At 35.8% G+C, this 19,437-nt stretch carries 16 protein-coding genes; 9 read left to right on the forward strand and 7 right to left on the reverse strand.

Going from position 1 to position 19,437, the window contains the following annotated elements:
* Positions 1 to 10: 10 nt before the first annotated feature.
* Complete coding sequence (locus JOC73_RS09945; protein ID WP_243427930.1) at positions 11 to 1,615, reverse strand: spore germination protein; 1,605 nt, start codon at positions 1,613 to 1,615, stop codon at positions 11 to 13.
* Positions 1,616 to 1,705: 90 nt separating this feature from the next.
* Between JOC73_RS09945 and JOC73_RS09950 the strand changes: the two genes are divergently transcribed.
* The 3 genes from JOC73_RS09950 (at position 1,706) to JOC73_RS09960 (ending at position 3,917) form a co-directional block, all read left to right on the forward strand.
* Positions 1,706 to 1,906, forward strand: a complete 201-nt coding sequence (locus JOC73_RS09950; protein ID WP_204402708.1) for a hypothetical protein — start codon at positions 1,706 to 1,708, stop codon at positions 1,904 to 1,906.
* A gap of 3 nt (positions 1,907 to 1,909) precedes the next feature.
* The gene (locus JOC73_RS09955; RefSeq protein ID WP_204402710.1) at positions 1,910 to 2,851 is read left to right on the forward strand and encodes a GerAB/ArcD/ProY family transporter; all 942 of its coding nucleotides are present in this window, start codon (positions 1,910 to 1,912) and stop codon (positions 2,849 to 2,851) included.
* A 115-nt stretch (positions 2,852 to 2,966) separates the two neighbouring features.
* Positions 2,967 to 3,917, forward strand: a complete 951-nt coding sequence (locus tag JOC73_RS09960) for an L-threonine 3-dehydrogenase (RefSeq protein ID WP_204402712.1) — start codon at positions 2,967 to 2,969, stop codon at positions 3,915 to 3,917.
* Positions 3,918 to 4,035: 118 nt separating this feature from the next.
* Here the strand turns inward: JOC73_RS09960 and JOC73_RS09965 are convergent, their stop codons facing one another.
* Positions 4,036 to 4,932 carry an AraC family transcriptional regulator gene (locus JOC73_RS09965; RefSeq protein WP_204402714.1) on the reverse strand — a complete coding sequence of 299 codons (897 nt, stop codon included), beginning with the start codon at positions 4,930 to 4,932 and terminating at the stop codon, positions 4,036 to 4,038.
* A gap of 296 nt (positions 4,933 to 5,228) precedes the next feature.
* Here JOC73_RS09965 and JOC73_RS09970 point away from each other — a divergent pair, with 296 nt between their 5' ends.
* On the forward strand, positions 5,229 to 6,269 hold the full coding sequence (locus JOC73_RS09970) for a M42 family metallopeptidase (protein ID WP_330613161.1): 1,041 nt from the start codon (positions 5,229 to 5,231) through the stop codon (positions 6,267 to 6,269).
* Between the two features lie 88 nt (positions 6,270 to 6,357).
* On the opposite strand, the gene JOC73_RS09975 is transcribed toward JOC73_RS09970, so the two are convergent.
* Together JOC73_RS09975 and JOC73_RS09980 are read right to left on the reverse strand one after the other, a co-directional pair.
* Positions 6,358 to 7,248 carry a LysR family transcriptional regulator gene (locus JOC73_RS09975; protein WP_204402716.1) on the reverse strand — a complete coding sequence of 297 codons (891 nt, stop codon included), beginning with the start codon at positions 7,246 to 7,248 and terminating at the stop codon, positions 6,358 to 6,360.
* Positions 7,249 to 7,329: 81 nt separating this feature from the next.
* The gene (locus tag JOC73_RS09980; protein ID WP_243427926.1) at positions 7,330 to 7,908 is read right to left on the reverse strand and encodes a 4Fe-4S binding protein; all 579 of its coding nucleotides are present in this window, start codon (positions 7,906 to 7,908) and stop codon (positions 7,330 to 7,332) included.
* Positions 7,909 to 8,116: 208 nt separating this feature from the next.
* On the opposite strand from JOC73_RS09980, the gene JOC73_RS09985 reads away from it, so the two are divergent.
* Positions 8,117 to 9,388, forward strand: a complete 1,272-nt coding sequence (locus JOC73_RS09985; RefSeq protein ID WP_204402720.1) for an MFS transporter — start codon at positions 8,117 to 8,119, stop codon at positions 9,386 to 9,388.
* 128 nt (positions 9,389 to 9,516) lie between these two features.
* Positions 9,517 to 11,334, forward strand: a complete 1,818-nt coding sequence (locus JOC73_RS09990) for a heparinase II/III family protein (protein ID WP_204402722.1) — start codon at positions 9,517 to 9,519, stop codon at positions 11,332 to 11,334.
* Positions 11,335 to 11,458: 124 nt separating this feature from the next.
* On the opposite strand, the gene JOC73_RS09995 is transcribed toward JOC73_RS09990, so the two are convergent.
* Positions 11,459 to 13,210 carry a glycosyltransferase family protein gene (locus JOC73_RS09995; RefSeq protein ID WP_204402724.1) on the reverse strand — a complete coding sequence of 584 codons (1,752 nt, stop codon included), beginning with the start codon at positions 13,208 to 13,210 and terminating at the stop codon, positions 11,459 to 11,461.
* Between the two features lie 179 nt (positions 13,211 to 13,389).
* On the opposite strand from JOC73_RS09995, the gene JOC73_RS10000 reads away from it, so the two are divergent.
* The gene (locus JOC73_RS10000; protein WP_204402726.1) at positions 13,390 to 14,637 is read left to right on the forward strand and encodes a nucleotide sugar dehydrogenase; all 1,248 of its coding nucleotides are present in this window, start codon (positions 13,390 to 13,392) and stop codon (positions 14,635 to 14,637) included.
* 97 nt (positions 14,638 to 14,734) lie between these two features.
* Here the strand turns inward: JOC73_RS10000 and JOC73_RS10005 are convergent, their stop codons facing one another.
* Positions 14,735 to 15,763 carry a CotS family spore coat protein gene (locus JOC73_RS10005; protein ID WP_204402728.1) on the reverse strand — a complete coding sequence of 343 codons (1,029 nt, stop codon included), beginning with the start codon at positions 15,761 to 15,763 and terminating at the stop codon, positions 14,735 to 14,737.
* A 102-nt stretch (positions 15,764 to 15,865) separates the two neighbouring features.
* Between JOC73_RS10005 and JOC73_RS10010 the strand changes: the two genes are divergently transcribed.
* The gene (locus JOC73_RS10010) at positions 15,866 to 16,618 is read left to right on the forward strand and encodes an exodeoxyribonuclease III (RefSeq protein ID WP_204402730.1); all 753 of its coding nucleotides are present in this window, start codon (positions 15,866 to 15,868) and stop codon (positions 16,616 to 16,618) included.
* A 128-nt stretch (positions 16,619 to 16,746) separates the two neighbouring features.
* Here the strand turns inward: JOC73_RS10010 and JOC73_RS10015 are convergent, their stop codons facing one another.
* Positions 16,747 to 18,702, reverse strand: a complete 1,956-nt coding sequence (locus tag JOC73_RS10015; protein ID WP_204402733.1) for a putative bifunctional diguanylate cyclase/phosphodiesterase — start codon at positions 18,700 to 18,702, stop codon at positions 16,747 to 16,749.
* A gap of 312 nt (positions 18,703 to 19,014) precedes the next feature.
* On the opposite strand from JOC73_RS10015, the gene JOC73_RS10020 reads away from it, so the two are divergent.
* Positions 19,015 to 19,239: a hypothetical protein gene (locus tag JOC73_RS10020; protein ID WP_204402735.1), complete on the forward strand. Its 225-nt coding sequence runs from the start codon at positions 19,015 to 19,017 to the stop codon at positions 19,237 to 19,239.
* The last annotated feature ends 198 nt before the right edge of the window (positions 19,240 to 19,437 follow it).

The following is a 19,437-nucleotide window of genomic DNA, read 5'->3' on the forward strand; positions in this document are numbered from 1 at the left end:
TCCTTTCCCCCTAAGACTGGGGCGGTTTTGGCTTCAGTTGATTTGATTTACGAATGAGATTCCTTTTCGTTATATGTTGGGACCTTTTAGTGATTGCCCATTGGGGAAATCTCAATACCCAGTCCTTCATTTCTTGAAGACTGAATGGGGCAAAGGGAATCATAAAGGGGACACCAAAGGACCTCATGGAAATGAGATTTAATGCGATTAATAAAGCCGCCGTAATAATACCATAAATACCAAGAATCGAAGCCAAAGTCATGTTGAAAAATCTTGTTAATCTTAAACCATTGCTGAAATTAGAATAGGGGATGGTAAAGGAAAAAATAGCAGTCGTTGCAACGATGATGACGACAGCTGGAGATACTAATCCAGCCTCCACTGCAGCTTGTCCAATAATCAATGCCCCAACGATACTGATGGTTTGTCCAATATGGGTGGGTAGCAGGGTACCGGCTTCCCTGAGGGCTTCAAAGGCGATCTCCATGATTAAGGCCTCGATAAATGCTGGAAAGGGAACCCCAGCCCTAGTACCAGCAATGGTCAAAGCCAGTTTTGTTGGCAGCACCTCTTGATGAAAGGTGGTGACAGCCACATAGGTGGCTGGTAAAAACATCACCACCAGGGCACCAAAGTAACTCAATAACCTATTAAAATTAGCAAGATAGTAGCTTGTATAATAAGACTCTGAGGAGATAAAAAAATCAGTGATAATACTGGGGACAACTAAGCAAAAAGGACTTCCATCACATAGGATGGCGATTCTTCCCTCCAATAACATAGCCTCTACCCGGTCGGGTCTTTCAGTACTGAAGATGGTTGAGAATATCTTTGTGGGTTCATCCGTCACAAGCTCCTCAATATATTGGGATGAAACAAAACCGTCTATATCAATATCTGCTAATCTCTGAAACAATTCATCCACGTTCCCTTGATCTGCAATACTAGAAAGATAGATGATGCTGATTTTACTTTTAGACTCTCTACCAATAACATGATCCTTCACCACAAAGTGCTGGCTTTTTAATTTTTTCCTGAGGATAGAAATATTTACATCTATATTTTCTACAAAACCCTGCTGGGGCCCCTTAATGACCTTCTCTGTTTTAGGATCAGCGTATTTTCGTTCAGCCTCCGTCAAGGTATTCACGGAGACAGCCAATGGATGTCCATTGAAAAGTAGGATCGAATTACCAGCAAGTAAAGCTTCTACAATCAAAGGGCTGTTTTTAAGTGTATTTATATCTGCATTAACCAATACTCCATTAATGAGCAGATCGATGTCGTAGAATAGATTACATCGTTCCTCCATAGGAAGCTTAAGTAGCCCCAGAGTTAAAGGTGTTAGTATTGAGGTCTGTATAATATCAGTGTCAACAAGATCTTTAATATAGATGATAGCGCCTTTTAAAACGGGGGATGTAGATATGTCAAAATATCTGATGGCAATATCATCAGTATTGTTAAGGAGTCCTCTTGTTTTTTCGATGTTTGCCTGTAGACAGTTGAAAAGGTCAGTATCGGCATAACAAATAATATCCTCCACCCCCAATTCATGCATAGGTGGAAGAATTTTCTTAGGCTTCTTTATCTCTTTTCTCCTAAACTTTTTCATTTTCACAAATCAACTCCCTCCAATATTTATATTTTGTGCATTATTTAAAGAAAATATGAAAAACTAAAAAAGAAAAGAGGGAGGGTTAAAATGGAAGAAAATAAAATTCAAATTTCCAATAGGCAATTGTTTATGATGGCCTTGGCTCAATTGGGGGGAGCGGCAATAATCTATTTACCCGGGGTAGTGGAGGCGGGTCGGGATGTCTGGATATCTAATATATTGGCCTCCATCATGGCCTATGTTGTTATTTACTGTCATTACTTACCCCTATCCCTTTGTCCAGGCTGATCCATGACAAAAACCCTCAATCAATATTGGGGTAGGTTCCTGGGGAACTTAGTAAACTTATATTATCTAGCATTTTTTTTGCTATTGGCCTGTCTGATTGTATCGGATGTATATTATTTTGGGAAAATCACCATGCCTGAAACACCTGGAATTGTTTTTGCAATTTTCTTTTTAGTGCCTGCTATATATGCCATCAAATTAGGACTAGAAGTAATGGCCCGGTTAATGGAACTACTATTACCTATAATCGTCATTGTATATGTGCTTCTGCTGGTGCTAGTTATACCCAAGCTGGAATATACTAAATTTCTGCCGATTATGGTGGGTGGAATTAAGCCTGTATTAGCAGGGGCCCTACCTAATATAAATTTTCCATTTGGACAAATCCTACCAGTGGCTTTTTTATATAAATACGTTAAAGGTAATGGAGGGGGGGATGGCAAAGTTGGTAAAGGAGGTAATACCGATTTCATAAAATATTGCTTTGCTGCAATTATAATTGCAACAATACTGTTGACCTTTAGAGCGATGGCTTCGGCTGCAGCCTTTGATGAGGAGTCGTTAAAGAGCTTAACCTATGCCCCCTTCAGTACTATTCGAGCAATAGAGATTGGCAATATCATTGAGCGTTTAGATTATTTTTTACTGGGGGCATTTTATGGAACCACCTTTTTTAAATTTATCATCACGTATTATATAATCTGTGAAGTGATAAATGATGTTATTGGAAAAGGAAAACCAGCCAACTATGCTGTCCCTGTGGCCATTCTTATATTAGTCTTGATGCCTTTTTTATTACCACGTTTTGATTTAATTTTAAAAACGGTTAATCCATATCTATTTGTTTCACTACCGATATTTTTTATGGTTCCTTTGTTGTTATATATAACCATTGGGATAAAAGAAAAAAGAAATAGTAGGGGGAATAGGGGAGTCGATGGGTAATTTAAAATAAATCTTATCATTCTAGTTTTTCTAGTTTTAACATGGTATACTGTAGTAAAATATGTTTTTTTGGCAACTATATTAAATAGATTTTTAATTATTCGGAGGTGTATTTATGAAAAAAGTATTAGTAACAGGAGCCCTAGGGCAGATTGGAACAGAACTGGTTGTTAAAATGAGGGAGATTTATGGTGCAGACAATATCATTGCCACCAACAGAAGTAGACGAGCAGGGCACGTATTGGTTGAATCTGGAGCTTTTGAAGAGTTAGATGTTACCGATGCAAAGGGTGTACATGACTTAGCAAAGAAACACAATGTAGATACGATTATACATATGGCAGCACTTCTTTCTGCCACAGCTGAGAACAATCCATTAATGGCTTGGAATATCAACATGGGGGGCCTTATGAATACATTGGAGGTGGCTAGGGAATTAAATTGTAAATTCTTTACCCCTAGTTCCATTGGAGCCTTTGGACCATCTTCTCCAAAGGTAAACACACCTCAAGACACGATTCAAAGACCGACAACTATGTATGGGGTTAATAAAGTAGCAGGGGAGTTATTATGTGACTACTACTTCCACAAGTTTGGAGTAGATACAAGGGGAGTAAGATTCCCGGGATTAATCTCCTATGCCCAAGAGCCAGGTGGTGGAACTACTGACTATGCTGTAAATATCTTCTATGATGCCCTAAAGCAAAAGAAGTACACATCTTACATAGCTGCTGGGACTTACATGGATATGATGTATATGCCAGATGCAGTTAATTGTATCATCGACTTAATGGAGGCAGACACATCAAAATTAAAGCATAGAAATGCCTTCAACGTAACAGCAATGAGCTTTGAACCAGAGGAAATCGCAGCTGAAATCAGAAAGCATATCCCTGAGTTTACGATGGACTATGATGTAGACCCAATGAGACAGGCTATTGCCAATAGTTGGCCAGATTCCATAGATCCAACTGCTGCTAAGGAAGAATGGGGCTTTAAAACAGAGTATGATCTTCCTAAGATGACGGTTGCTATGTTGGAGCAATTGAAGGCTAAAGGAGTGTAATAGTCTATAAATTATAGATACAGGTCTATGTTGGTCAACCAAAGGACAATAGCAACAATAGCTACAATTAAAGAATCCATAACCAATACTTGATACTGGCTATGGATTCTTTTTTGTACTATTTTTTTCTCTTAATTGGCACGTAGATATCCATCGAAATTTTTTTATATACCCAAGGATGGCATCCCTCGTCATAAAACTCATAGTCTAATTTTCCATCATCAATTTCATATCCTGAGTTGGGGAACCATTCCTCCAATATAAATTTCCAAGTTCCCTTGATGGAGTCCACGAATTCTTTAGGATCAACAGCCGGGGAGGTAAAGATGGCATAGGTGGCTTTTGGAACCTCCAACTGATACATTTCAGGTGTTGCCTTATCAAAGGTTTCAACTTCTACTCCGAATATATAAGAAAACTCATCGGTTTCTACATTTGTATTGACACATAAGCCGTACTCACCATGCTTAGGTGGATTTTGTGAGTCATACAGAATATTTTCGTAGTTCTTTTCCCCCAAACCACATTCATCCCAAAATACAGGGATATCTCTAGTATGGGCATTATTCTTCATAGTGGTTTTAAATTCATATCCAACAATTTTAAAAGCATCTTTTTCAACTATTTTAGGCTGCATTACAATTCCTCCGATTTCATTCATTTTTTTAAGGTTGACTCTTTGTGGAATACTAATAGGAGCATGAAGGCGATAGAGGTTCGGGGGATACCCAAAGCACTTTTTAAAAGCCTTGGTAAAACCCGCGTGGGTTTCAAAACCATACTTTAGGGCAATGTCCAACACTCGATCACCGTTACTAAGCTCAAATAGGGCATATTGAAGTTTTCGTCTTGTAACATATTCCATAACTGATAAACCAAGTATTCGGTTGAAGATCTTATAGTAATGGTAGGTTGAAAAACCAGCAATTCCTGCAAGATGATCAACTGTGATTTTCTCCGATATGTTGTCGTCAATATAATCCACAGTTTTTTGTACTAATTCTATATAATCCATGATTACCTCCTAAGGAGAAGATTTCTGTTCCGTACGGTAATTATATAATAACATTGTCAGAAGTGGTTTTCTTATCCAGATTTGTTATGTTTGAAAAAATTCTTAAATATTTTAATACAGGGTTGTACTAAAAAGGACTATTAACAGCAGATGTGTTGAAGGAAACTTATCCTGTATTGATTTAAAATTTTTGATTGAATCATTTCTACTTATAACCAAAATGTGCTATAGTTATATTAGTGTTATAATTTAGAAAATTTAAATACAGAGCTTAGTGATACAGAGGAGGGTATTATATGATGAATTTAGCCATCAACAAGGAATATGTTTTGAAGAGAGCAAAAGAATTATTAGAATTCCATAGTCCCACTGGATTCTGCTTTGACATTATGGAATTAATTAGAGGGTGGACAAAAGAATTTGGATATGATTTCGATTCAAATATTAAGGGCTGTGGAATCATTACTATCCCAGGACAAAGCAATGAAAAAGTAATCGGATTATCAGCCCATGTAGATACTTTAGGAGCAATGGTAAGGTCTATCACAAGTGATGGGACATTGAAATTTACTTTACTGGGTGGGCCAATCGTGCCGACCCTAGACGGAGAGTACTGCCACATCCGTACAAGAGAAGGAAAATTATATACAGGTACCTTTTTAAGTACCAGTCCAGCAGCTCATGTTTATGATGATGCTTCTAGCAAAAAAAGAGATCCTCAAAACATGGAGATTAGAGTTGATGAAAAAGTAACCAGTAAGGATGATGTATTGGAATTAGGCATTAAAGCAGGAGACTTTATCTTTATTGATCCCAAGACAACTATCACAGAATCTGGCTTTGTGAAATCTAGATTTATAGATGATAAGGGTAGTGTTGCTTGTTTAATTGGATTGATGGAATTATTTAAGAGGGAAAACATCAAGCCCCTATATACAACTAAAATATTTGTATCTACTTATGAAGAAGTTGGTCATGGTTCTGCCTTTATACCCCATGATATTACAGAAATGATTGCAGTAGACATGGGTTGTATCGGTGATGACCTAACCTGTACAGAATATGATGTCTCCATCTGTGCAAAGGACTCTTCTGGCCCATACGATTATAATATGACGACTAGACTAGTTAAATTGGCTGAGGAATTTGAGTTGGATTTTGCAGTGGATATTTATCCAATGTATGGATCTGATGTATCAGCTGCCCTTAGAGCTGGTAATAATATCCGTGGAGCATTAATCGGGCCAGGGGTACACGCTTCCCATGGAATGGAAAGAACCCATTACAATGCCCTTGAAAATACAATTAAGCTATTATACTTGTATTTGACTAAATAGGAACTAATCAAAATCTTGAGGTAAATAGCTTAAGAAAGCATTCATAGGACAAAAAATCCCTCGAGACAAAGGTCTTGAGGGATTTTCTTTAGCAAAATCCTCTTTTTGAGGACTTAATGAATTTAATAAACTCGTCTTCAAAATGAGAAAGCGGATGGTCCGTTCGATAGGCAATGTAGAATTCACTATAAATGTCAAGATTTTCTACTTTAATTTCTTTTAGGACACCGTCCCGAAGTTCTCTTTTTATAGTAAGCTCTGGTATAAAAGAGATTCCTTTGCCAGAAATAACAGAAGTCTTAATGGCCTCCATTGAGTTAAGTTCATAAATAACATTTAAATCATGTAGATCTACCCCTAAAGGACTTAGATGCTGATGAATGGTTTCTCTGGTGCCTGAGTTTGCTTCTCTAAAGATTAAGGGTAGCTTTTTAAGTTCTTCAACACTAATCTCCTGTTTAATAAAAGGGAGGGAAGTCACCAACACTAATCTATCACTGGCAATTTTATCGGTCTTAATTTCAGTAAGAGTTGTATTGCCATGAATAATTCCAACGTTAATTGTTCTATCTAAGAGGTTTTTCATAATTCCCTTTGTATTCTCTATCTGAAAGTTAATGTCTATTTCAGGATGCTGATGCTTATAAATATAGATGCTACAGGGTAAGGCGTACTCACCAACGGCTTTACAGGAACCCAAGAGGAGTTCTTTTCTATTGCTTTTAAGGTTTTTGAGGTCCCTTTCAATATTATCCTGCATTGAAAGGATTGTATCAGCATAATCAAAAACCACTTTACCTGCCTCTGTTAGCTCAACACCACGATTACTTCTAATTAGAAGAGTCACCTCTAGATCTTTTTCTAGGGATTGAATCTGCATACTCAACCCAGGTTGCGTTAGATGGAGCTCTTTTGCAGCTTTTGAGATGCTATTTTGTTTAACTGTTACGTAAAAAACTTTTAAATACTGAATGTTCATATTCCCACCCTTTTTATATTAGTTTGATATTAATAATAATTATACCACAAAATGGTGAAAAGCCTAATGAAAGAATGTTCTTTAATGGGTCGGCTTTTTCTTGCATACTTTTAAGCACTCAGCACAACCCCTAATGGAATAAGGAATACACCTATTTAGGTGAAATTGATTGTTATAAAAGGCATCAGCAGGACAGGAACGAATACATTCACCGCAGCTAATACAATGCTCTCCTTCAGGTTGATTTTCAGTCTTTGTTGGAGTGAGGGGGGCATTGGTAAATAGGGCTGCAAATAAGAGTCCTGCCCCGTAGTCTTTATTAACTACGATACCATTTCTTCCCCATTCTCCCATTCCTGCCGACACTGCTAATGGTCTAAAATCTCCAAATAAAGACAGAACTGTTTTGTAGTGGGCAGTATAACCTTCACCCTTCAAGATAGAAGCCACTTGGTCCTGGACGTGCCTACTACGGAGATAGTCCTTTGCCAGCATTTTTGATGAGAGTAAAGGAACATTCAAAAACCACTTTTCTGTAAAGGGAAAGGCAAAGAGGATGACGGGTTCAACTCTTCTGATTTTTGTAACACCCGTCAACAGCGCCTCCTCCTTTAAAGCTTTTTGTTGTATATAATTCGTTAGTTCGTCTTGGTATGTCATAGAGATCCTCCTGAGACTCATTTTCTATTAGTTTTAGACATTACCACGACAATATACCATATATTTCACTAACCTTCCTTCTACATCTCTAGGCGGAGGGAAAAACCGACTAGGGGACGTTAAAGGAATTATCTAATTTTGATATATTTGTATTAGAGGAAAGATCATGACACTTGGTCAGTAATCTATAAATTATGGAGGGATTTGTATGGAAGGGTTTTTAAAGCTTAAACAGGAGAGTATTTTTCAAAACAAAAGCTTTATGCTTCTTTTAATGGGGCAAATTGTATCGAATCTAGGAAATGCAGTACATTCTGTGGCAGTTTCATGGTTTATTATGAACACAGTAGGAAAAGAGCTTTCTGGGACTTATATGGGGATATTTGGTGCATGTGTATTGATTCCTTATATAATCTGTGGCCCATTGTCGGGGGTATATGTAGATCGGATTAGCCGTAAGAAGATTATTGTTGGCACTGATCTCATTCGAGGATCATTGATTGTATTATTGGGTGGGTTGGTATACTTAAATATTTATCCTATGATTTCCTTGTTCACCATTACTTTCTTAAGTGCCTTATTTGGCTCCTTCTTTAACCCAGCGGTGGATGCCTCCATCCCCAATATCGTAGCTGAAAAAGACTTAACCCAAGCAAATTCATTAAATGGTATGAGCCGTCAGCTTACTTGGATTATCGGTGGGGCAATTTCAGGATTCTTGTACTATAAGCTAGGGATTATCGGGATTTTCTTAGTAAACGGTATATCCTTTATATTATCTGGTATTTCTGAGACTTTTATCAAACTGCCCCATGTTAAAAAGGAAAGCAATGAGTCCAGCAGCTTTTGGAGTGATTTTAAAGGCGGCGTAAAATATGTAAAAAATCAAAAGACCCTTATGAGGGTGATGGTTTTCTCATTAGTGCTGAACTTTATTTATAGTCCTATTTTTCAGATTGTATTCCCGAAAACATTGAAATTCACCTTGGATATGGGGGCTAGAGAATATGGTATTCTTCAATCTTTATTCCCTGTAGGGGCTATGTTGGGGATGGTGGCATTATCATCCTTTAAAGTACTACAGGATAACCACAGGGTAGTAAAACTTGCTATACTTATACAGTCTATATTCTTTATCGGGTTTGGTATTCCAATTATTTCAACGATGCTGGATCATCTGGGAAATTCAAATGTATATATACTTTACTGTATTTTGGCGGTTCTATTAATGATTTGTAATGCGTTTATCAATATCCCCTTCTTTACAGCCCTACAGAAAAAGGTTCCAGATGAGTATAGGGGAAGGTTCTTTGGTCTACTAAACACTTTATCTCAAGGAATCGTTCCCATTGGTCTTGGATTCTATGGTTTTATATCAGATTTGGTACTTCCATCTGTAATCTTCATAGGATCTGGAATCGTGGCTTTACTAATGGGGGTATGGATTATCGGAACTACTGATTTTAAAGAAATACTTTAGTATTAAACCCCTGACATCCTTCACTTTGCTTTTCATTGGAACATAAAATTCTCATAGGAATATAATTAATATAAGTGAGGAAATTAAAAAAATATAGACTTGCTCTATGAATAGCAGGGGGGAAGACGATGGAAATAGACAAAGTGAGGTTGATTGAAAAAGAAGCTATTAGTGGAGGACTGTCCAAGGCAGATATAGATTATTTATTAGCAAAAGAGAATCGAAGAATGTTTAAAAGAACCAACTTGACGGGTGATGAGGCGGTAAATATTGGTACCCTGATCATGGATAATCATATCTATTTGATGGAAATATGGAAGGAATATCCCTATAAAGGTAAGTTGGATTGGAAAATCGATCCTTACAAAGACAAATCTTGGACTTTGTACTATCATAGCCTTAGAATGGTCAGTTATTTATGTAATGCCTATGAGACGACAGGGGAACTTCAATATTTAGATAAATCTAAGGAGATAATCAGTGATTGGATCGAGAACAATCACATTGAAAAACTAACGGTAAAGATCGCATGGAATGAGCATAGTGCCAGTAATCGAGTTCTTAACATGATTTATTATCTTGAAATGATCAAGCAGACCCCAAATATTGATTATGAATTTATGAATAGTCTCCTATTAGCCTTGTATGTTCATGGGGAATTTTTAGCAGATACTAAAAATTATGTTGCTAACAATCACGGAATCATGCAGGACAAAGCGCTGATGGAGCTATCGCTTTTTTATAATGAGTTTGAAGATGCTAATAGATGGTTAGATAATTGCTTGAAGCGATTACTATTGCGATTTCATAAGGATATAACCCATGAGGGGGTTCATTTAGAACATTCCCCATATTATCATATATTTGTATTGCAACTGTTTACTGATATAGAAGAAATGCTAAATTTCTATGGTAAATCTTTAGGGGAGGCCAGTAGAAAAACTTTTGCTTTAATGAAGGAGTATCTAGCCTATGCTATTAAACCAGATGGAAAATTACCCACTATAGGGGATACCAATGATGCTTTAATGGAGGAAAGAAAAATATTTGATCACCCCTTCTTAGATTATGTATTATCCCAAGGAAAGGAGGGGGTAAGGCCTACTGCCACCAGTAAAGTTTATCCAGTAGCAGGTATAGGGATTTTTCGGGATAAATGGAAAACCCACCCCAACTTTCATCTAAGTACCTATCTATTTTTTCACGCAGGTTTTCATTCAACCACCCATAAACATGGTGATGATCTATCCTTTATCTTAAGCGCTTTAGGGAAAGATATTTTCATAGACCCAGGGAAGTATAATTATGATAAATATAATAAATATCGCCAATACTTCAGATCTACCTGTAGCCATAACACAATTACGGTTGACGGGAAGGAGTATAGACTAAAAGAAGAAAATATAGGTAAAAGTAAATTGTTGGGTTGGAATCTTACGGAGGAATACGACTGGATAAAAGGAGAACATACCTTGTATGAAGGAGTTAGAATTATTAGGGAAATTCTTTTTATTAAACCCAATGCAATAGTCATCCTTGATTCTATTGAGTCGGGGAAATTCCATTCTTATCAACAAATATTCAATCTAGCTCCAGGAATAACCGTCAGAAAAAAAGATTATGGAGGATTTGAAGCAGTTTTTGAAAATAAAGAGTTAAAGATACTGTTGACGCAAGTGAATCCTGTCGATAAAGTAAAAAGTTACTCAGCATCAGAAAAGCCATTAAAGGGCTATGCTTCACCACGCACAAATCAGTTAGTTAAGATTCAACAGGTTGTATTTGAAAAAAAAGGTAAAGATATTGAGTTTATTACCGCTATCAATATTAAAAGTAAACAATATGAAAATAAAATAAGGGGTATTCAAATTAAAAATTATCAATCTACGAGACAAATAAAATATTATTGTGATGGTGTGTTAAAGACCATCCATTTAAAAAGATGATTTTACTCGTCTGAAACATTTTCTCCTCTATATTATTGCAAAGAGCTGGCGCCGTAGCATATTCTTAATATACGCTACAATCGACAGCTCTTTTGTTTCAATCTAAAGTTTTTTTACTTTCTGCTTATACTGTGACGGGGGTAGTATAATCATCAGTATTTTCAGTGATGATTTTGCACTTTTTTAAGTGTTCTTCATCGTTAATTTTCCAAGTATGATCATCTAAAGAAGCGCGTCTACAGACCACATGATTAAATCTATCTGTAGAATAAATCTTGAAACCTTGCTTGGAGCAATCCTGTAAGAATTGGCTATCGCTACCCTGTTGACGGTCTGTAACAAATTTTACTTTATCAAAAACGTGTTTTTTTCCTGTAATGGTGGAGCCAGCTACAAATTTGGTATATTGATTTTCTTTATATTCAAATTTAAGACCCAAGGTCTTGAGTCCTTCAAAATAGATATAATAGCATCCTTTTCCTACAATGTCGGCATCGGTGTATTTGAAGGCATTTAATAGGTCACCAAGATATTCTGGAGCATAATAGTTGTCATCATCAAATTTAGTAATGATATCACCATTAGCTTTAGAAATAGCAAGATTTAGACAAGCTCCCAATGGCTCTGCTTCATCAAGTTGTAGAATCATGACATTCTTATATTTCTTAGCCCTGTTCTTCCATAGTTTAAGATCCATTCTATTGTCATTTAAAACCACAATCATTTCCTTGTTTTTGTAGTTTTGCATATCGAAATTAGAAAATACATTATCCATATAATATTGTCTATTAGTACCCATTACAATGGAAACTAAGGGTTCCTCTTTATCAATAGAAGTATTCATCACCTTTTTAACTATTTGGTTTAATCTATGCTTGTAGGTATGATGCTTTAGGACTTCTCTGATTCCAATAAGGCTGTATTGATCCCTTTTACCTTGGTCGTTAATAAGCAATTCCAAATGGCTGATCGTCTCAGCTTCCGATTGTGAAAGGTGAACAATACCACTAAACATTTCGTCTATTCCAACGGAATAGGAACTAATGACATTTGTACCACATGCCAAGAGTTCAAAGACCCTCCTAGAAAACATTGTAGGACTCTGATTACAGGAGTTGACATTTAAGAATATAGGGTATTTTTTATAGGTTGAAGTCATTTCGTCATAAGCTAAACTACCTTTTATATGGGGTTGATAGACATGTGGAAATTTATAATGGTCTGATTGTGTGAAGTTATTCATTCGATCGTAAATATGAAGGTCATAATTTAGAGCAGGTTTCAGCATCATCTCCAGTTGTTTGACCCGTTCCTCATGTCCTGTATTATACCAAGTACCGGCAAATGCTACTTCTCCTAGTTTGGTTTTATTCTTATTGATTGGATTGTGGATTTTAGGTTGAGCAGCAAAAGGGAGGGAATAGATTCTGTTGTGACCTAATATTTCCATGTACTTTGGGATGCAGTGGGAGTCGGTGGTAAAAACATAATCAAATAGCTTTGCAGCAGAGATAAACCTTTGAAAGTTTAATGGATCTTCCTTATTCCAAAAAACGGTGGGGATTTTGTAAAACCTACACCAACGAATAAGCTGCTCTAAAGGTTTGTCGCTCTTATCTTGTAGATTAGAGATTTGGTATCGCCAACTGCCATCATTACCCATCCAAGCGGATTCCACCAACAACATATGGGGTTTTTCATTTGTGAGGGTTTTTTGCCAGTTTGTCTTTTTAAGGGGTATGAGGATACATTCATGTTTAAAGCATTCATGACTGAACTCGTCTAAAATACAAGCTATTTTTAGTGGTAATTGCTTTTCACTTCCTTTTGCACATGGCTTTTTAAAACGTTTTATATTTCTAAAATAAAACTTCATTCCATCACCTACCTCAAAATATTAAATACACTACAACACTACAATATATTCTTTATAGCTTTAAAAAAGACATTTAATTGCATTATGTATAGTAATACAGATATAAAATGCACAGTAGCCTCCTTAAAATAATATAATAAAATCAAGTTAAGGTATGATTTAATAGAGGAGTGATGGAAATGATGAAAATATGTGTTGTTGGACTTGGATACATTGGTTTGCCAACTGCAGCTATCCTAGCTTCTATTGGATTTAATGTGGTGGGAGTCGATATTAATCCCAAAATTATAGATTTGGTGAATAATAAAAAAATCCATATTGAAGAAACAGACCTAGAAGAAGTGGTGGCTACAGTGGTTTCTAAAGGAAATTTAGTGGCAAAAACTCAACCTGAGGAAGCTGATGCTTTTATCGTGGCAGTTCCTACACCAAAGACGGAGGATAATGCCTGTGAAGTAAAATATATCATCAGTGCAATGAAATCTCTGATTCCTTACCTGAAAAAAGGAAATACTGTAATTGTAGAATCAACTATAGCTCCTGGTACAATGGAGGAAGTAGTGTTGCCCTTGATTGAAGAAGCTGGGTTTTTGGTGGGTAAGGACCTGTATTTAGCCCATTGCCCAGAACGGGTACTACCGGGCAAAATATTGTTTGAAATCGTTAATAATGATCGAATTGTAGGAGGGTATACAGCTCTATGTGGAAGTAAAGCAGCTGATATTTATAAAGCATTTACAAAAGGAAATATTCTAATATCAAGCTTGAAGGTGGCGGAAATGACAAAACTAGTTGAAAATACCTTTAGGGATATTAATATCGCTTTTGCCAATGAACTAGTAAAGGTTTGTGATGAGTTAAACATTAATGTCCATGAAGTAATTCAACTTGCCAATAGACATCCAAGGGTTAATATTCTTCAACCTGGGCCTGGGGTAGGAGGACATTGTTTAGCTATTGATCCATATTATATTGTTAGCAAAGCTCCCAACAGTGCAAAGCTAACGGCTACAGCAAGGGAAATAAATAGCAGTATGCCTATTTATGTTGTTTCAAAAGTTAAAGAACTGGTAAGGGACATAGAAAATCCAAGGATTGCAGCATTGGGAATGACCTATAAGGAGAATATCGATGATGTGAGGGAGAGTCCTTCATTGGAAATCATCAATCTCCTCATGAAAGAAAATTACGAAGTTAGATGCTATGACCCCCATGTAACGAAAAACCTTGGCCAAGTAAAGAATCTAGATCAAGCAATAGAGGGGGCAGATTTGATTTTACTTTTGGTGGCCCATAATGAATTTGTGAACTTAAATCTAGAAGCTTATACAAAGAAAATGAGAAGGCCAATGGTCTTTGACACAAAGAATTGTTTGGAGAGAACCAATAATATGCAAGTAATCTACCTTGGGTGGAATGAGAGATAATGCCTTAGGTTTTTAGGGATAGAAAAACCAGCTAACTTACGTATATTAAATACGTAGCCGCTGGTTTTTTTATGTGGTGAAGAAATTTAAGAAGATGCTAGTGAAAGGTGTTTTTGATAAAGGAATCAATGAAGGGAATCAATCTTAACATCTCCTGGTCCGTTTCAATACCTTTGACGACTCTACTGAGATAAACAGACTCGTTCCATTGGCGACGAGAACAATTTTCAATAGCATAAATAAGCATATAGGGGTAAAGGAGATAAATTTTGATAATTTCCCATTGTTGAGGAGTAAGGGGATTGTGTTGTTGATATAATTCTAGAAACTCCATCATTTCATTTTTATCGAAACTTCCCTTTTTGATCAAAGTCCAGTAGAGGAGTATACGGAAATCTTTAGCAGGTAGATCAATGCTTAAGGTATCAAAATCAATAATATACACTTTTCCAGAGGGATGAATAATTAAATTGGAGGGGGAGAAATCACAGTGGCATAATCCTCCAACTTTCTCAATGTCTTTTGTCCATAGGTGGTACTCTGATTTTAATAGTTGTTGCTGTAATTTTGTTAGATTATTGATGAATTTGGGTAATTTTCTAACAAATAGCTTATCTAATGTAGAGGTTGTTTTAGTATCTGATTCTTGATATATTGAATTTAATAGATCATATTTTTCTCTAAAAAACTCTGACCAATTACCTAGACTATTTACAAAGGCCCATTGGGGCTTGGGGATGACCCCTCTTGAAGCAAGATGAAATTTTGCAAGTGAAGTAGTAACCCTTCTAAAATCACTTATGCTGTCTAAGTTTGGTTTACTACCGATTACTTGGTCTGTTAGAAGATATGTATCATCACCTATTATACAGTATGGAACTTGGTTATTGGTGGTATGAATGATGGGTACAGGAAAATGATTGGATTGTAGGTGCTTAATAGCGTCTACTAAGAATTGGATTTTTTCTAGAGGATACTGTATTTTTTTGAGATATTTAATTCCATCATTAGTATAAATTTTCCAAACACTGCGATTAACCTTATCTGCCACCAGTTGAACTTTATCTATTTCAAAAGAATATTGGGATAATATAGGATTTAATTCTTTAGTTTCAACAATTTGCAATTTAAACAACTCCTTTGCAAGATAATAAGACTTATGATATTATATTCATTACTGCCAAAGGATTGACTATTTCTTTATAATTTATTTTATGGAGGTAAACATATGAAAATTGTATCATGGAATGTTAATGGCCTTAGGGCTTGTATGGGTAAGGGATTTCTAGATTATTTTAATGAAATAGACGCTGACTTATTTTGTCTGCAAGAAACAAAGCTTCAGGAGGGACAGATTGATCTGCAGTTGGAGGGCTATCATCAGTATTGGAATTATGCCATCAAAAAAGGGTACTCCGGTACAGCTATTTTTTCAAAGAAGGAGCCATTGTCAGTAAAATATGGAGTAGGTAAGGAAGAAACCCAAGAAGAGGGTAGAGTAATTACATTAGAATTTGAAGACTTTTATCTAGTGAATGTCTATACCCCAAATGCCCAAAGAGGCTTGGCTAGACTGGACTATAGAATGTCCTGGGAAGATGATTTTAGAAATTATTTAATAGAGTTGGACTCTATTAAACCCGTAATTTTATGTGGGGACTTGAATGTTGCCCATCAAGAAATTGATTTAAAAAATCCAAAGACAAATACTAAGAGTGCAGGTTTTACAGTGGAAGAAAGAAATAAAATGACTGATTTGCTGAAGGTAGGTTTCATAGATTCCTTTAGACATTTTTATCCTGAGAAAGAGGGGGCATATACTTGGTGGTCCTATATGAGACAAGCTAGGGATAAGAATGTAGGATGGAGGATTGATTATTTTATCGTTTCAGAAAGATTAAAAGACCATCTTAAGGACTCCCATATTCACGCCCATGTTTTGGGGAGTGACCATTGTCCAGTGGTGTTGGAGTTGGAGTAAGTGGAGGATAAAAAAACGACCTTTTTATAGGTTCGTCATTAATAATACTTATAATTAAAAAGACTACAGTAAGTTTGTAGTCTTTTTAAGTAAACAAATTCCAATAAATAAGCATATGTAATCTAGCTTTAGAATTGAATGTAACCTTGTGCCATAAAACGCTCTAATTCTTCTGCCGGAAGGGGTTTGCTGATTAAATACCCCTGGGCATGATCACATTTTTTTTCAACTAGGTGATGTAGTTGGTCTAGGGTCTCTACTCCTTCAGCAATGACATTTAGGTTTAGCTTGTGGGCTAGAGAAATGATTGTTTCCAATATGTCATTTTCCACTGGGTTGTTTTCAATATTCGTGATGAAGCTCCTATCAATTTTTAGAGTGTTAATTGGAAGCTTTCTTAAATAGTTTAGTGAAGAAAACCCTGTGCCAAAGTCATCCAATGAAATCTTAACCCCAACGTTTTTCAAGGCTTGTAGGGTTCCTAAAGTGGTATCAATAGATTCCATTAAAACACTTTCAGTTATTTCAAGTTCAAGATATTCTGGATCTAAAGCTGTTTTGTTTAGGAGTTCATTTATTATGGACAAAAAATCTTTATGTTGCAATTGTACCGCAGAAATATTAACTGCCATATACACGGGAGGAAAGCCTTTGCTTTGCCAATCCTTATTTTGTCTGCAGGCTCTTTCAATAATCCACTTACCCATATCTACGATTAAGCCTGTCGTCTCAGCAATAGAGATAAATTGCATAGGTGGTATTATTCCAAACTCAGGAGACATCCATCTAATTAAGGCCTCTACCCCAACGATTTTACCTGTTTTTGAGTCGATTTGAGGCTGATAGTAAAGGCAAAACTCATCGTTTTGTAAAGCATGTCTTATCTTTACTACCATTTCTTTGGTATTTAAAATATTGTTGTACATGTACAACTGGAAAAATTGGAATTGATTTTTTCCCAACTCCTTTGCTTTGCTCATGGCAATGTTGGCCCGCTGTAGTAGTATATTAGAATCGTCACCGTCTTCTGGGTAGTGGGAGATCCCAATACTAGAACCGATATAAATCTCCTGGTTGTTAATACTCCAAGGATTGTGGAATAATTTGATGAGATTTTCCGCTAATTCTGTAATCTCTTCTATGGAATGTACCTCAGAAATCAACAGAGCGAATTCATCCCCTCCAAATCTAGACACAAAATATTTCGATTCATCATTAAAAATTATCCTCAGCTTGCTGGCAACAGATTGAAGTAATTGATCCCCATATTCGTAATCTAAGGTATTGTTGACTACTTTGAAATCATCAATATTGATAAAAAATATAAACATCTTTTTATCGGAGACACTATTAAATTCTTTGATTTTACTTGATATTTCTTTAAATAAATAGGTTTGATTCGGTAACTTAGTCAGTGAGTCATAGTATGCTATGTACTTCGTCTGTTCTTCAGCTTTATTGATTTTAAAGATAACCCTAACATATGCCCAAACTAGAAATAAAGTACAAAGGAGTAGTATGACTGCCACATAAGTGATTTTTGATCGATAATAATAATGAGTAATTTGAATTAAATTCTTTACAGTGTCATTATTAATCGAGGTAATCTCATCTATGGTTTCGATTATATTGTCCCCAGTCATTTTTAAGTTAGTTATTTGATCAGTATCTAAAACTTCTCTATTCTTTAGCCGATCATTTACTGATTGCAATTGTCTGATATAGGATTCATAGTTAAATCTTAGATTACGTAGTTTAATTAGTTTGTCGGAGTTTCCATCAACCATTTCATAGGAGTGCAATAGAGTCTTTATTTGACGGTCCTTTGCATCAACAATTAAAACAGGAGTGATGGAGTAGTCTTCCTTAGCTATGGCTGTATTTACAGTCATGCGAATCTCTAAAAAAGCTTTTCTGATTTCATATAAATCATCGTTTTGGGAGTTAATGATTCTAAATTTAGATATATTACTATTTAATATGCCTAGATTCCATAATCCATAGAGGCTTGTTGAGATAATGGCAATTATAATAATTCCTATCGGTAGCATAAAACTTTTTTGTCTCTTTAAATGTTGGAGCATTAAAAAATTCCCTCCTAGTCAGTCAAGTCTTGCATGTATGGTCTTTTTAAACACAATACAAAATCTATTTTTGTTGTTATTTATTGTTCTATTGTTTCGACAATTATTCACAAATTACCTGCTTGCTATCTAAAAAAATAAAAAAAATTTCTAAAATCCAGCGTTTCAGTGATATCCGGAATACAGTTATAATGGTGTGAGTTTAAATTTTATTTTTCTTGAAAAAGTTAGTTCCTTGTATGTACTATAAAAAAAGTTATAGGGAACTATAAGTTATATAAATAGAGTTAGAAGGAAGGGAGAAGATGTCTGATGGAAGAAAAGCCCTTGATATCTGATAATGCCATTAGGGTTAATGGTATTGTTAATGTACCAGAAGGAGAGCATTGGGAAAAATTTTGGGATGACTTTATCATTTGGTTGGAAAATAGAGGTGGTGGTTTTTTTGGAGTTACTGAACCCATCAACAAGGATGAGGAAGGTGAATCGGTTATTGAGAAGATTCTAGAGGATAGTGGCATCAGATTTGATGAATAGAAGATGATGTACAAAGGATCAGCACTCTACTTGTTTTATTATGGGAGGGTTGCTGATTTTTATGTTAACTTATGTTTTAAGTGTTAATCAAGATAGTTAACAAAGATGATATGCTTCAATCGATTAGCCTTTTGCACTATTTATATGGGGAGAACCATGATATAATAGTATATACATATTGGAAAAAGAAGGTTTCTC

It is taken from the genome of Alkaliphilus hydrothermalis, from assembly GCF_016908555.1.
Lineage (GTDB): Bacteria > Bacillota > Clostridia > Peptostreptococcales > Natronincolaceae > Alkaliphilus > Alkaliphilus hydrothermalis.